This window comes from Aureimonas altamirensis (assembly GCF_001463885.1).
Classification (GTDB): domain Bacteria; phylum Pseudomonadota; class Alphaproteobacteria; order Rhizobiales; family Rhizobiaceae; genus Aureimonas; species Aureimonas altamirensis.
Genome location: NZ_BBWQ01000011.1, coordinates 26,240 through 40,360, shown reverse-complemented (window position 1 = coordinate 40,360; position 14,121 = coordinate 26,240). Strand labels below are relative to the sequence as shown.

Sequence of the window (14,121 nt, the reverse complement as noted above, 5' to 3'; positions counted from 1 at the left end):
CTTCCTCACATGCTCGGCACTGCGGCAAGCGTGGACTTGCTCTCGGTCCTTCTTTAGGTGCATTCCAGGGTAGTGGAGAAATGGGAGGTCGGGAGCGTCATGACCATAGCCATGCCGAAGCCGGACCGGGAGGTCCTGTCGCGACGGGAGGCCATCGTGGCCGCGCTGCGGGCCATCGTGCCGGGCGAGGGCGTCGTCGACGCGACCAACGAGATGCGCGTCTTCGAGACCGATGCGCTGACGGCCTATCGCCAGTTGCCGCTTGTGGTGGTGCTGCCGGACACGGTGGAGCAGGTGGCCGCCGTGCTGAAATATTGCCATGCGGAGGGCATCAAGGTTGTGCCGCGCGGCTCCGGCACCTCGCTGTCCGGCGGGGCGTTGCCGCTGGAAGACGGCGTGCTGCTGGTTCTGTCGCGGTTCAACCGCATCCTGGACGTGGATTTCGACAATCGCTGCGCCGTCGTGCAGCCGGGCGTCACCAATCTTGGCATTACCCGCGCGGTCGAGCATGCCGGCTTCTACTACGCGCCGGACCCGTCTTCGCAGATCGCCTGTTCCATCGGCGGCAATGTCGCCGAAAACTCGGGCGGGGTGCATTGCCTGAAATACGGGCTGACCGCCAACAACCTCCTGGGGATCGAGTTCGTGACCATCGAGGGCGAGGTGATCCGCCTTGGCGGCAAGCATCTCGACAGCGAGGGCTATGACCTGATCGGCCTGATGACGGGCTCCGAGGGCCTGTTGGGCGTGGTCACCGAAGTGACGGTGCGCATATTGCAGGCGCCGGAAACGGCGCGCGCCGTGCTGATCGGCTTTCCTACCAGCGAAGAGGCGGGCGCTGCCGTTGCCGCCATCATCGCCAAGGGCATCATCCCCGGCGGCATGGAGATGATGGACCGGCCGGCCATCCACGCGGCGGAAGATTTCGTCCATGCCGGCTATCCGCTGGACGTGGAGGCGCTGCTGATCGTCGAGTTGGATGGCCCCGAGGCGGAATGCAGCCACCTGCTGAAAGAGGTGGAAGCCATCGCCCGGGCCAATGGCGCCACCACGGCGCGCGTGTCGCAATCGGCGGAAGAGCGCGCCGCCTTCTGGGCCGGGCGCAAGGCGGCCTTCCCCGCCGTGGGGCGCATTTCGCCCGACTATCTGTGCATGGACGGCACCATCCCGCGCAAGGAACTGCCGCGCGTGCTGGCCGGCATGAAGGCGCTTTCGGAAAAGTACCGGCTGCGCGTCGCCAATGTGTTCCATGCCGGCGACGGCAATCTGCACCCGCTGATATTGTACGATGCATCCACGGACGACGAGTTGCAGCGCGCCGAGGATTTCGGCGCCGACATCCTGCGCCTGTGCGTGGAGGTGGGCGGCGTCCTGACGGGCGAGCATGGCGTGGGCATAGAAAAGCGCGACCTGATGCCCGAAATGTTCGGCGAAGACGATCTGCGCCACCAGCAGCGCGTCAAATGCGCCTTCGACGACAAGCATCTCCTTAACCCCGGCAAGGTCTTTCCCGTGCTGCACCGCTGCGCCGAACTGGGCCGCATGCATGTGCACCGGGGCCAGGTGCCCTTTCCCGACCTGCCGAGATTCTGACAGAGCCCATGCTGAACACGCAACGCAAGATCATTCGTCCCGACACGGCCGAAGCCGTGCGCGATGCCGTGCAGGCCGCCTTGGCCGATGCCGCGCCGCTGGCGGTGGAAGGCACCGGCAGCAAGGCCGCCATCGGCAAGCCGGTGCAGGCGGCGGCGACGCTGTCCACGGCCGCATTGTCCGGCATAACCCTTTACGAGCCGGAAGAGCTGGTCCTGTCGGCCAGGGCCGGCACGCCCATGGCCGAGATCGAGGCTGCCTTGCAGGCGCGCGGGCAGCGGCTGGAGTTCGAGCCCATCGATTACGGGCCGCTGCTGGGCCAGCCGGCCGGAGAGGGCACGCTGGGCGGCACCATTTCGTGCAACCTTTCGGGCCCGCGCCGCATCAAGCAGGGCGCGGCGCGCGACCATATATTGGGGATCGCCGCCGTTTCCGGCCGGGGCGAAATCTACCGCGCCGGCGGGCGCGTGGTGAAGAACGTGACGGGCTACGACCTGTCGAAGGGCATGACGGGGGCCTGGGGCACGCTCTCCATCCTGACCGACATAACCATCAAGGTGATGCCGGACGCGGAAACCGAAACGACGCTGGTTCTGCGCAACCTGCAGGACGATGAGGCCGCGGGCGCGCTGTCGGCTGCCATGGGCTCTTCGGCCGAGGCGTCCGGCGCGGCGCATCTGCCCTACGGGGTTGCGGCCGGCGTTCTGGATGGGCGCTTCGGCAAGCAGGCGGCGACATTGGTGCGGCTGGAAGGCTTCGGCCCATCCGTTGCAGCGCGCGCCGGGCACCTGGCCCAGGCGATGGGGCGTGTCGGCGCCGTGGAGCGGCTGGAGCGGGACGAATCCCGGTTGCTGTGGCGGCAGGTGCGCGATGTGGCGCCCTTTGCCGGGCCCGATCACCGCGCCGTGTGGCGGCTGTCCGTGACGCCGACGCGCGGACCGGAGATCGTCATGGCGCTGCGCATGCACATGGCGGCGGATGCATTGTACGATTGGCAATGCGGGCTGATTTTCCTGCGGCTCGAACATGGGGTGGAAGCGGAGCGGATCCGCGCCGTGATCGCGCAGCATGGCGGCGGCCATGCGACACTGGTGCGGGCCGGGCTGGACGAGCGCTTGTCCACGCCCGTCTTCCAGCCGCAGCCGCCGGCGCTTGCGGCGCTGTCGCAAAGGCTGCGCGCCCAGTTCGACCCGCAATCCATTCTCAACCCCGGCAGGATGGGCTGACGCCATGCAGACACATTTTTCTCTGTCGCAGCTTGCCAACCCCGATGTCGCGCATTCGGAAGAGATCATCCGCAAGTGCGTGCATTGCGGCTTCTGCACCGCGACGTGCCCCACCTATGTGACGCTGGGGAACGAGCTCGACAGTCCGCGCGGGCGCATCTACCTGATCAAGGATATGCTGGAAAACGGCCGCCCGGCCGATACGCAGATCGTCACCCATATCGACCGCTGCCTGTCCTGCCTGTCCTGCATGACGACCTGCCCTTCGGGCGTCAATTACATGCATCTGGTGGACCATGCCCGCGCCCATATCGAGGAAACCTACCGCCGCCCGCTGCCCGACAGGCTCATCCGCGCCATGCTGGCCAAGGTGCTGCCCTATCCCGCGCGCTTCCGCGCCGCGCTGAAGCTGGCCGCCCTTGGCCGGCCTTTTGCGCCGCTGCTGGACAAGGCGGGGCCGCTGCGCCCGCTGGCCGCCATGCTGCGCCTTGCGCCGACATCGGTGCCTGCTGCCGCGCCCGGCCAGGCCCCGGGCATGCGGGCCGAAGGTGTGGCCAGCGGCCCGGCGCACGGCAAGCGCGTGGCGCTGCTGTCGGGCTGCGCGCAATCGGTGCTGGACCCCGGCATCAACGCCGCCACCACGCGCCTTCTGAACCGGCTGGGCGTCGAGGTGGTGATACCGCGCGGCGAGGGCTGCTGCGGATCGCTGACGCACCATATGGGCCGCGAGGACGAGGCGCTGGCCTCCGCCCGCCGCAATGTGGATGCGTGGACGCGCGCCATGGACGAGGGCGGGCTGCACGCCATCATCGTGACCACATCGGGCTGCGGCACGACCATCAAGGATTACGGCCACATGCTGCGGCTGGACCCGGCCTATGCCGACAAGGCAAAGGCCGTTTCCGCACTGGCGAAGGACGTGACGGAGTTTCTATCCACGCTCGACCTGCCGGCCCCGGCGAGGCCCGGCGGCGCGGTGGTGGCCTATCACTCGGCCTGCTCGATGCAGCACGGCCAGCGCATCACCAGGGCGCCGAAAGAGCTGCTCGCCAAGGCCGGCTTTATCGTGCGCGATGTGCCGGAAGGGCATTTGTGCTGCGGCTCGGCCGGCACCTACAACATGCTCCAGCCGGAGATTTCGGCGCAGCTGCGCGAGCGCAAGGTGCGCAATATCGAAAGCGTCGCGCCGGACCTGATAGCAACCGGCAATATCGGCTGCATGACGCAGATCGGCTCGGGCACGGGCATCCCGATCCTGCATACGGTGGAATTGCTGGATTGGGCCTATGGCGGCGCGCGGCCGGCAAAGCTGGCCGGCCAGCCTGCGGCCGTGGCGGCGGAGTAGGCCCCGCCGCCTGATCTGCTTGCGTCAGCCGCCGAAGATGTTGGCCAGGAAGCCGGGCTGCTTGTACCGGCCCACGGCCTTTTCGGTGTAGACGGCGTCGCGGCCCGCGCCGCCGGGGCCGATCACCACCACCTTGGTGCCGGGCGATACGTTTTCGTAAAGGTGGCTGACATCCTCGTTCATCATGCGGATGCAGCCGGACGACATGTTCTGGCCGATGGTCCAGGGCTGGTTGGTGCCATGGATGCGGAACAGCGAATCCTTGCCGCCGCGATACAGGTACAGCGCCCGCGCGCCCAGCGGGTTGTTGGGGCCGCCTTCCATGTAGGCCGGCAGGATGCGGCCCTTGGCGCGCTCGCGCTCGCGCATGCGGGCAGGGGGCGTCCAGCCCGGCCACTCGGCCTTGCGGCCGACGCTCATCGCTCCGCCCCAGGAAAACCCTTCCTTGCCGACGCCCACGCCGTAGCGGGTGGCCTTGCCGTCGGCATGGACGTGGTAAAGGAACTTGCGGTCGGTATCGATGATGATCGTGCCGACCTTCTCACGCGTGGATATCAGCACCGGCGTGCGTGCAAAGCGCTTGTCCGGCGCGGGCATGGCGCGGGTTTCGCGCGTGCCCTGTGTCCAGCGCTGCTCGGTATGGTCGTAGTAACGGGTGGTCTGTGCTGCGGCCGGCAGGGCGCTGCCCAGGGCGGCAAGCGAAACCAGAACGGCCCCGGCAAGGCGAAGATTCTTCATCTGCAATCCCCCATGGAAGGGGCAGGCACGCCCCGTGAGGGACAAGAATAGGACGATCAACTTATAGTTGCTTTGCCGAGTTTGGATTTCGGCGGAATTGCGACAGGCTGTTGCCGGCAGGGCACATTGCGCCAAGGGGCCCGCGATATTTTTTGGCGAGGGGGCGGAAGCGCGGACGAAACCGCCCCACCGCCAACCTCTAGTAGTAGTTCACTTCCCAATCCGCGAGGGCGTGCTGGATGCACTCCCTTGCGAGCTCAAGCCGCATCCGGTTGAGTTGCGACTGGCGGATCTGCCAGCGCCGCTGAGCTGCTGTCTTCACCAGCTTGCGCGCGACGAAAAGCAGGTCTTCGGGAACGATTCTGTGGGCAATGCCCGTGAATGCATCCACCGGCAGGAGATAGCCGTCTTCCGTCTCGATGAGACGTCCGGGGATAAGCCTCCATTCGCCGGTTTTGAACCGGACGTGCATCAGCCTTCCGCAGGCGCAAGGATTGATGCAGACGGTGGAGGAAATATGTTAGAGGCTGGATTAGCCATGATGCTCTGAACTCCATGAATGAGCGTTATGGTTAGGCCCGGTGTGGGAGGGGCTAACTCCCCATCGGGCCGATTGATTTATAAAACATAAGATATCGTCTTGGAAAGCGAGAAGTTGCGATGACACCATGTCGCAACCCGTTGGCGGCTGCCGCGTTATGCGGTGGCCCCTGTTGGGGTGGCCTTTGTACGGGTCGGTGATTCGAGTTTTTCGGGGATGGAAGAACCAGTGAAGACGCTTCTGCCTTTTGCCTTGCTCGCAACGCTGGCGCTTGCCGCCTGCGGCGACGACCAGAACAACAACGCGGCCGGCACGCCGCCGCCCCCGCCTGCGGCCACCACGGAGACTGCGCCACCGCCGCCGGCACGGTCGGAAGCCGGACAGGAAGCGCGTGAGGCAGGCCAGGCGATCGAGGATGCGGCCCGGCAGTCGGGCGATGCCATCGGCGCGGCTGCCCGCGACCTGCAGGAGCGCGCCGGCCCGGCCATGGAGCGCGCCCGCCAGGAGGGTGCCGAGGCGCTTGAGAATGCCAAGCAGGGCATCAACAATCTGACGCGCAGCGCGGCGTGCCAGACGGCGCGCGCCGCCAATGACGCCGAGGGCATCGCGGCCAACTGCGGATGACGATGCTGCCGGAAACGGCATGGCGGAAGGCGGCGCGGCTTTTGCTCGCCGCCTTTTTCGCGTTGGCGGGCATCGCGCATTTCGCCTTCGCTGATGCGCTGGCGCGGATCGTCCCGCCGTTCATTCCTGCGCCTGTCCTGGTCGTGCAACTCACCGGGCTTGCCGAACTTGCCGGCGCCATCGGCCTTATGACGGGGCGCTTCCGCCGCGCGGCGGGCATCGCGCTTGCGCTTTATTGCCTGTGCGTCTGGCCGGCGAATTTCTACCACGCGCTTCTCGACTGGCGCAGCGGCACCGGCCTGCCGATGGCGTACCATGCCATCCGCTTACCTCTCCAACCGCTCCTCATCGCGTGGTGTCTTTGGGTTGGTGGGAGTGTGCGGGGGAGGTGATCTTGTTTTAGACCATCGGATAGTCTAAATTCGGATACAAACAAAAACACATCTGGTTTGGATCGGAGTGAAGTCACATGCTGGTATCTGTCACGGATGCGAAAGGGCAATTGACCGAGCTCGTTCGGCGTGCCGAAGCAGGAGTAGAGGTTGTCCTGACCCGGCATGGCCACCCAGCCGTGCGGCTGGTTCCTGTCACCGTAGCGGCGGACGGCGATACCCGACGCAAGTTGCTCGAAAGTGTTCGAGAATCCGCAGCCGCGAAGGCAGTCGGAGGCCCGAGCGCGGCTCGCAGCCAGGATTTTCTGTACGGCGATGATGGATTGCCAGAATGATCGCGGTCGATACCTCTGCTTTGATGGCCATCATTTTAAATGAGCCTGACGCGGATGGCTGTATTTCCGCGCTAAAGACTGATGGCGAACTGCTGATCTCAGCGGGCACGGTAGCCGAGGCTTTAATCGTCGCTGCTCGACGCAATGTCGGCGAAGAAATGCAGCGTCTCATCGATAGGCTTGGCTTCGAGGTTGTCGGCGTAACGTCGGCATCGGCGCGCCGAATCGCGAATGCTTATGGAGTATGGGGCAAAGGCGTTCACCCCGCAGGGCTGAATTTCGGCGACTGCTTCGCTTACGAAGTCGCAAAGGAGCATGGGTGCCCGTTGCTGTATGTCGGCGACGACTTTGCGCGTACCGATATCGATAAAGCGTAAGATGGCGTACCATGTCCTCGCTGACGATGGTCGTTAGGCGCGCGCGATGCTGCCGTGTCCCAGTTTTCTGCCGCTTTATCACCTGGTCCGCTTGAGACATACCTGAAGCCTTGCGGATTTCGCTTGCGATCGGATCACTTCCAGCCACAAATCTTCGTGGTGCCGAGTTCCACATCCATCGTGAGGCAGGGAACCATGAGCAAGCAAGAGAACCCCGAACTGGCTGGCCTGGTCCAGCGCGTTCAAGGTAGCCTGGACGCATTCCGCGAGGCAGCCAGCGACATCTACAATCGACGCAGTTCAAACGACGAGCCGCTACCGGTGCACGTCACCGTGCAGTCTCGCGTCACGCTGACGGAGCCTGACGAAGAGACGATGCGGATCCGGCCCTACTGCTACGCGCACCACTATGTGGGCGGCCATTTCATGGACGGCACGCCCTACTACGTCGTGGAGACCGTTTGCATCGAGGTGCAGGGAATGGCTGAAACATAAGAGACCTGCGCACGGCGGCGCGGAGAACTTCCCATCAGCGCGACGCCTGCTCCTGCGGGTTCTGAGACACACGCCAGATCGTGTTGGACAGGTCGTCGGCGATCAGCAAGATCCGCTTGGTCGGATCGAAGGTCACGCCCACCGGGCGGCCTCGCGTCTCGCCCCCTTCGATGTGGAAGCCGGTCGCGAAGTCCACAGGGTCGCCCGCCGGCTGGCCCTGTTCGAACGGCACCCACGTGACCTTGTATCCCGACGGGTCCTGACGGTTCCAGCTTCCATGTTCGCCGATGAAGGCACCCTGGGCGAAGTCTCCGCCAAAGCCGTTATCCGTCGTGAACGACAGTCCCAGCGCCGCAACGTGCGAGCCGAGCGCGTAATCCGGCGCAATGGCCGTATCGACAAGTTCGGGCTTCTGCGGATGAACGCGCGGATCGAGGTTCTTGCCCCAGTAGCTGTATGGCCAGCCATAGAACGCGCCATCGCGCACCGATGTCAGATAATCCGGCACCAATTGCGGCCCGAGCTCGTCGCGCTCGTTCACCACGGCCCATAGGCTGTTGGTCGTCGGCTCGATCGCCAATGCCGTCGGGTTGCGGATGCCACGGGCAATCGTGCGGGTTGCACCGGTCAGGCGATCGATCTCCCAGACGACGGCCCGTTCTTCCTCCACGTCCATGCCGCGCTCGCCGACATTGCTGTTGGAGCCGATACCGACATAAAGCTTCGAGCCGTCAGCACTGGCCGCGAGCGACTTCGTCCAATGGTGATTGATTGCCGAAGGCAGCTTGGCCACTTCCTCGCCCGGCGCGGTAATCTCCGTCTGCCCCTCCTGGTAGGGAAAGCGCATCAGCGCGTCCTGATTGGCTACGTAGACGGCACCGTCGACGAAGGCCAAACCGTAGGGCGCGTTGAGATTGTCGATGAAAACGGTTCTGATTTCCGGCGTGCCGTCATTATTGGCATCGCGCAGCAGGGTGATGCGGTTGCCGCTCTGAACCTGCGTATTGCCCTGCTTCTTGATGTAGCCGGCGATCACGTCCTTTGGCCGAAGCGCGGGCGCATTGCCGCCGCGCCCCTCTGCAACCAGAATGTCGCCATTGGGCAGAACGAGCATCTGCCTGGGGATCAGAAGGTCGCTCGCCAGTGCATTGATGGTGAACCCTTCCGGAACGGTCGGAACCTCTCCGTTCCACCCGGCGGGCTCGGCGATTTTCATCGGCGGGATCAGCGTTTCGTTCACCGCCGGCAGATCGGGCGTCGCGCCGACCTGGTTGAGGGAGGGGTCGCTTTCGCTGCAGCCCGTCAGCGCCAGTGCGGCAACGGCAGTCATCAGGAATGTACGGGTCATCGGGCTGCTTCCAAGCGTGCGGTTCGGGAAAAAAACATCCAGCCTGCAATGAGCGCGAGGATGGTGGTGGCAGCCGACAGGACAACGCCCATAGTGCCGACGGAGCTCCAAGCATCCCGGGCATGATGGAACGCGTTGACGAGGCCGAGAACCCACATGAGTGCGACGACTGCTAAGTAGAGAAGGCGGCTGCCGCTGTCAGCGCGGCGTAGCTTGAAGAGCCAGTCGACAAGCGCCCAGGCGGCTACCAGGCCACCGAACACGAGGGCCCCGGCAATCGCCCAGCTTGCAAAGTTGGTCCACTGGATTTCGGCGGTGTTGAGGTAGGCAATGTCCGCAGCGAGCGCCGTCGCGAAAAGGGCTACCGGGAAGCTGAGCAGGATGCCGTGTACGGCCCCCGAAAAGGACCTCCTGCCGTCGATAGTATGGGTCATGCGCAACTCCGGTGCTTTCGCCTGAAACAAACCGGCAATCGATCCGTTCCAAGGGGTGCGACGCTGCGCGGCACCGTTTGCGTGGCCGGATAAGCAATCGATGACGAATAGCCGACAGACGGGGCCGTGATATGGGGCGCGCCGCTAGCCCATGGGCTGGATGTCTGCGCCGTCTGCCATTCCATGCACGGTCCTGCGGGCGTAGGTTCTGGGCGTTGCGCCGACCTCCCGCGAAAAGGCCACGCTGAACGTGCTTTGCGAGCTGTAGCCGACGCGTTGGGCAACGTCGCCAACGGCCGGGCTGTCGGCGCCACGCAGCAGATCCTTGGCCAGCGCCATGCGCCATTTCAGCAGATAGTCCATCGGCGCAACGCCGACCTCGCGCCGGAAGCGGTCGTAGAAGCTGGATCGCGATAACGCCGCCTCGCGGGCCAGCTCGCCCACCGTCCAGGGCCGGGCAGGTTCGCCGTGCATCCGGCGCAGGGCCGGCGCCAGCCTTTCATCCGACAGGCCGCGCAGAAGGCCGGGGGCAGGGGATGACAGCTTCGTCGTCCGAAACGCTTCGATCAGCAGCACCTGCAGCAGATGCCCCAGAACCACCTCGCGGCCCGGCCTTTTGCCGCGCGCCTCCGCGTTCAACAGCTCGACCAGCATGGTCAGCCGCCGCTCTCCGCGCACGATGACCAGATCGGGAAGCAGCGAGACGAGCAGCGCCGAATCGTCGGAGCCGAAGGTGCAGGTGCCGACCAGCATGCGCGCGTCGGGCGTGCCCTCCGGCCCGATGCGGAACATGCCGGGGCCGAGTTCCAGCGGCTCTGTCGTGCGCCCGCTCTCGGGCGGAATGCGGCTGGTGACCTGCAACGCGTCCGTCGCGGGCAGAAGAACGAAATCGCCCGCATGCAGCCGCTCGGGCGCGCGGTCACCGGCCGTCAGGGTAACCTCGCCCTCCAGCAGGGCAGCATAAAACGGCTTGTCGTGCGGCGGGCGCACCGCCCAGCTACCGCGCGCCGTGACCATCTTGGCGTAGGACGCGGCCGGTTTGAGAAGGGCGATCACCTCGGCGAGCGGATCGATCACGGGTTGGACGATCTCCAATTTCTTGCGGACGATGGAACGTAGAACGTCCGGCGTGCAACGTCTATCTCCACCCTCAGTCAACGCAAGGACAGAGAGAAAGCCCATGCAAACCGTATTCATCACCGGTAGCTCCACCGGGTTCGGCCGCGAGATCGCCCTGCGCTTCCTGAACGAGGGCTGGAACGTCGTCGCCACGATGCGCAACCCTGCAGCCAGCACGCTGCCCGAATCCGACAGGCTGCGCGTCCTGCCGCTGGATGTGACGGATGCCGGCAGCATCCGCGATGCGGTGGCCAAGGCCGGCACGATCGACGTTCTCGTCAACAATGCCGGCATCGGCTGGCTGAATGCCGTTGAGGGCACGCCGCTGGACATGGCGCGCCACATTTTCGAAACCAACACCCTCGGAACCATCGCGACGATGCAGGCGGTGCTGCCCGCCATGCGCGAGCGGCGCTCCGGGGTGATCGTCAATGTCAGCTCCAGCACCACGCTTGCGCCGATGGCGCTTCTGTCGGTCTACGCCGCAAGCAAGGCGGCGGTGAATATGCTGACGCAATCGGCCGCGCTGGAGCTGGCCGAGTTCGGCATCCGGGCGCGCGTCGTGCTGCCGGGGGCGGCGCCCACCACCAGCTTCGGCAACAGCGCCCGGGCGCTGATCGGCCAGAATGGCGGTTTTCCGGAAGCGTATGGAGATTTCGTCGGCAAGACGATGGAGGCCATGCAGCAGCATGCGGCGGGCCCCGTCACCACGGCGGAGGATGTTGCAGAGGCCGTGCTGCGCGCCGCGACCGACCCCGATTGCCCCATGATGCTGCCGGCCGGTGCCGATGCGAAAGCGCTGGCAGCCAAGGGCTGACACTCATATCCAGCAGTACCACTGGCGCTTTCGCCTTGCCGCGCCCCGCCGGGCGCGGCATCTTTGCAACCTGTGAGCGATGAGTTGCCGGCGGGCGGTGCGCTGAAAGACAGTTATTTCGAGGCCGATGTCTGCCGCAATTGCGGGGCGGCATTGACGGGCCCCTATTGCCAGGCCTGCGGGCAGAAGAAGGCCGACCGCTTTGGCCGCGCCCATCTGAAGGACGAGATCTGGCAGAAGCTGCGCTGGTTCGAGGCGGAGATGCTGAAGGCCGCCTTCAACGTGTCGCTGCGGCCGGGCAAGGTCGCGCGGGATTATGTGCTGGGTCAGCGCAAGGCGCATGTGCACCCGCTGAAACTGCTTCTGGCCGCCATCGTCATCCTGCTCATTGTCATCGCGCAGACAGGCTATCTGGAATCCGGCGATACCCGCCTGTCCAGGGCGCTGGAGCTGGTGCGCGCCTGGTCGAAATGGTCGTTCTCGCTCGGCATCGTCGCGGTGCTGATCGCCTCCAACCTCGTCTTCTGGCGACGGCAGGGCTTCAACTTCTTCGAGCATCTGGTGCTGGCGACCTATGTGCAGTTCGTCATCATCGTCGCCAACATCATCAACCTGTCGCCCCTGTTGCTGCGCTCCGGGCCGGACCTGGTGGCGCGGCACCGTCAGTTGACGGGCCTCTACATGGATTGGGTGGAGGCGGGCATCGTCTTCCTGGCCTTCGGGCAGTTCTTTGCCGTCGACTGGCGGCGACAATGGTGGTGGCCGGCCATCGGCGCGGCCGTCTTCTATGTCGCCAAGGAAGGGCTGCTCTATCTGTATGCCCGCGCGGTGATCCGTATCGTCATCGCGCAACTTCGGTGATTGGTCGCTTTCGCGTGGGAGGACGCCTTATGAAGACCCTGTTTGCCTGCGGGCTCGTTGCCGGCCTAGCTGCCACGATGTCCAGCACAGAGGCCGCGCCGAGAAGCACCTTTCCGACGAAGGCGGACAGGGAAATCTGCGATCCCATCTTTGCCCGTCTGGCCGAAATGGAGCAGGGCGTGCTGATGGCACAAGCGCCGGAACCGGCGCCGCCGCAGCAATCCACCCCGGCCGGGGAAGACGATGCCGCCGGCTTGAGCGAGGGGGAACTGGCAACAGAGCTCAGCGCCATGCTGCAGGCTTGCTCGTACGAGGGCAAGGCACTGGCGGTCGACCCGAAGGCGCTGACCGCGCCGGAGCAGCCGGGCGGGGTAGAGGCCGTGGGCGCCATCATGCGCTTTACCGGCCTGCCGCAGAATTTCCGCATCATGGAGGGCGATGTGCCCAATGCGGCGGCGATGATCGTGCTGGGGCCGGACGGCATCCCGCAACGGGTGATCGCCTATAATGCCGGCTTCATGGAAGAGGTGCGCACCGCCACGCGCGACAATAACTGGTCGCCTTTGTCGATCATGGCGCATGAGATCGGCCATCATCTCTCGGGCCATACGATGGTGCCGGGCGGCAGCCAGCCGCCGACCGAGCTGGAGGCCGACACATTCTCCGGCTTCGTGCTGTTCAAGATGGGCGCGGCGCTGCCCGACGCGCAGATCGCCATCCGGGCGCTGATCCCCGAGGCGGACGGGCCGACCCATCCGGGCCGGGCCAAGCGGCTTGCCGCAATCGAGGCGGGGTGGACGCGCTCCTGCGAGCAGCAGGGCGGGCCGTGCGACGGTGCGGCCGATGTGGCAGTGGCCGCCGTGGAGGTTGCGCCGGCAGCGGCGTCGCCGAGCCCGGCGCCGCAGGCCGCACAGGCCGGCATGCCGGATATCCCCGGCGCGGGCCAGATCATGATGCCGGATGAGGCCCGCCGCATGCGCGAGGCCGATGCCGGCCGCCAGTCGCAGATAGACCGGATGCCGCGCCTGAGCGCGGAGGCGACGCCTGCCAAGTTCGACCGGTTCGTCTATGACGAGATCGGCATATTCGGGCCGTCCATCCGCGACAGGCTGCAGGATACGGCCTTCCGCTTTGCCGCTGCGGCCAATGTCGAAATCGTCACCATCGTGGCGCGCGATCTGCAGGGGCGCACGGCCGACGAGTATGCGCTGGATGCCATGCGGCAACTGCGCGTGGGCAAGCTGAATGTCGGCAACGGGGCCGTGCTGGTGGTGGCCCCGGAGGCGGGGCAGGCCGGCGTGGCGCTCGGCCCCGGCCTGCTGGTGCAGTACGATACGGTGGAGCCGCTGCGCACCTATCTGCAATCCTATATCGATCTCGTCGCCGCCGGTGCGCAGCCCCGTGCCGCCAGCCAGATGCTGGCGGATGCCGCATACCGCATCATGCGCGATGCCCGCGCGCTGGAATGGGACGTGCGCTATGGCACGCTGGATGCCATGACGGAGCAGGCCGGGTCCACCGCGCGCCGGCTGGTGGCCGTGGATGCCACCATCGTTTCGACCGCGCCGGACCGAAGCGACACGACGCTCGGCATCAACGAGCCGATGACGCGCCACACCGGCCCGGCGCTGCATGCGCGCACGCCAGGCGGGCAGGACCTTATCTTCTACGTCAACCCGAACGTGCCGGCCCTGATGCCGGTGCCGCTGCAGGAAGGGCAGCGCTACCGCTTCATCGCCCGCAACAGCCTGTTGATCCAGGATACGCCGCAGCTCGACCTGATCAGCTACGATCTTCTCCAATAGGAGTAGGAAAAGCCCTGATCACGAAAACATGAACGGACAAGTCATAATTTAGAGGCGTTCTTCGTTGAGCG

Annotated in this window: 16 protein-coding genes; 11 read left to right on the top strand and 5 right to left on the bottom strand. The window is 65.5% G+C overall.

What is annotated here, in order from left to right:
* Positions 1-99 precede the first annotated feature (99 nt).
* Genes AUL31_RS07905 through glcF form a run of 3 tightly spaced genes read left to right on the top strand, consistent with a single transcriptional unit; the run spans position 100 to position 4,164 of the window.
* Entirely contained in the window at positions 100-1,593 is a 1,494-nt protein-coding gene (locus tag AUL31_RS07905; protein WP_060604105.1) for an FAD-linked oxidase C-terminal domain-containing protein, read from the top strand.
* A gap of 8 nt (positions 1,594-1,601) precedes the next feature.
* Positions 1,602-2,819 carry a glycolate oxidase subunit GlcE gene (gene glcE, locus AUL31_RS07900; RefSeq protein ID WP_060604101.1) on the top strand — a complete coding sequence of 406 codons (1,218 nt, stop codon included), beginning with the start codon at positions 1,602-1,604 and terminating at the stop codon, positions 2,817-2,819.
* A 4-nt stretch (positions 2,820-2,823) separates the two neighbouring features.
* Positions 2,824-4,164 carry a glycolate oxidase subunit GlcF gene (gene glcF, locus AUL31_RS07895; protein WP_060604097.1) on the top strand — a complete coding sequence of 447 codons (1,341 nt, stop codon included), beginning with the start codon at positions 2,824-2,826 and terminating at the stop codon, positions 4,162-4,164.
* 24 nt (positions 4,165-4,188) lie between these two features.
* Here glcF and AUL31_RS07890 read toward each other — a convergent pair whose 3' ends face one another.
* Together AUL31_RS07890 and AUL31_RS07885 are read right to left on the bottom strand one after the other, a co-directional pair.
* Positions 4,189-4,902 (bottom strand): L,D-transpeptidase, encoded by a 714-nt coding sequence (locus AUL31_RS07890; protein ID WP_060604094.1) that lies wholly within the window; start codon positions 4,900-4,902, stop codon positions 4,189-4,191.
* 199 nt (positions 4,903-5,101) lie between these two features.
* Positions 5,102-5,374 carry a hypothetical protein gene (locus AUL31_RS07885; protein ID WP_060604092.1) on the bottom strand — a complete coding sequence of 91 codons (273 nt, stop codon included), beginning with the start codon at positions 5,372-5,374 and terminating at the stop codon, positions 5,102-5,104.
* Between the two features lie 297 nt (positions 5,375-5,671).
* Here AUL31_RS07885 and AUL31_RS07880 point away from each other — a divergent pair, with 297 nt between their 5' ends.
* From AUL31_RS07880 to AUL31_RS07865, 5 genes are all read left to right on the top strand, one after another.
* On the top strand, positions 5,672-6,067 hold the full coding sequence (locus AUL31_RS07880) for a hypothetical protein (protein WP_060604087.1): 396 nt from the start codon (positions 5,672-5,674) through the stop codon (positions 6,065-6,067).
* Positions 6,064-6,459, top strand: a complete 396-nt coding sequence (locus tag AUL31_RS07875) for a DoxX family protein (RefSeq protein WP_073469171.1) — start codon at positions 6,064-6,066, stop codon at positions 6,457-6,459. The genes AUL31_RS07880 and AUL31_RS07875 overlap by 4 nt, the downstream gene beginning before the upstream one ends.
* A 77-nt stretch (positions 6,460-6,536) precedes the next feature.
* Positions 6,537-6,794, top strand: coding sequence for a type II toxin-antitoxin system Phd/YefM family antitoxin (locus AUL31_RS19960; RefSeq protein ID WP_073469173.1), 258 nt, complete (start codon positions 6,537-6,539; stop codon positions 6,792-6,794).
* On the top strand, positions 6,791-7,171 hold the full coding sequence (locus AUL31_RS07870; protein ID WP_060604081.1) for a type II toxin-antitoxin system VapC family toxin: 381 nt from the start codon (positions 6,791-6,793) through the stop codon (positions 7,169-7,171). The genes AUL31_RS19960 and AUL31_RS07870 overlap by 4 nt, the downstream gene beginning before the upstream one ends.
* A 195-nt stretch (positions 7,172-7,366) precedes the next feature.
* A complete protein-coding gene (locus AUL31_RS07865) occupies positions 7,367-7,666 on the top strand; it encodes a hypothetical protein (RefSeq protein ID WP_060604078.1) in 300 nt (99 codons plus the stop codon).
* Positions 7,667-7,700: 34 nt separating this feature from the next.
* On the opposite strand, the gene AUL31_RS07860 is transcribed toward AUL31_RS07865, so the two are convergent.
* The 3 genes from AUL31_RS07860 to AUL31_RS07850 form a co-directional block, all read right to left on the bottom strand.
* A complete protein-coding gene (locus tag AUL31_RS07860; protein ID WP_060604075.1) occupies positions 7,701-9,014 on the bottom strand; it encodes a PQQ-dependent sugar dehydrogenase in 1,314 nt (437 codons plus the stop codon).
* The gene (locus tag AUL31_RS07855) at positions 9,011-9,448 is read right to left on the bottom strand and encodes a DUF2231 domain-containing protein (RefSeq protein ID WP_060605222.1); all 438 of its coding nucleotides are present in this window, start codon (positions 9,446-9,448) and stop codon (positions 9,011-9,013) included. Before AUL31_RS07855 ends, AUL31_RS07860 begins: the two co-directional genes overlap by 4 nt.
* 144 nt (positions 9,449-9,592) lie before the next feature.
* Entirely contained in the window at positions 9,593-10,525 is a 933-nt protein-coding gene (locus AUL31_RS07850) for an AraC family transcriptional regulator (RefSeq protein ID WP_060605219.1), read from the bottom strand.
* A 103-nt stretch (positions 10,526-10,628) separates the two neighbouring features.
* Here AUL31_RS07850 and AUL31_RS07845 point away from each other — a divergent pair, with 103 nt between their 5' ends.
* From AUL31_RS07845 to AUL31_RS07835, 3 genes are all read left to right on the top strand, one after another.
* A complete protein-coding gene (locus AUL31_RS07845) occupies positions 10,629-11,384 on the top strand; it encodes an SDR family oxidoreductase (protein WP_060604072.1) in 756 nt (251 codons plus the stop codon).
* A gap of 72 nt (positions 11,385-11,456) precedes the next feature.
* On the top strand, positions 11,457-12,245 hold the full coding sequence (locus tag AUL31_RS07840; protein ID WP_143190187.1) for a DUF3667 domain-containing protein: 789 nt from the start codon (positions 11,457-11,459) through the stop codon (positions 12,243-12,245).
* Positions 12,246-12,274: 29 nt separating this feature from the next.
* A complete protein-coding gene (locus AUL31_RS07835) occupies positions 12,275-14,050 on the top strand; it encodes a TPM domain-containing protein (RefSeq protein ID WP_060604067.1) in 1,776 nt (591 codons plus the stop codon).
* Positions 14,051-14,121: the final 71 nt, after the last annotated feature.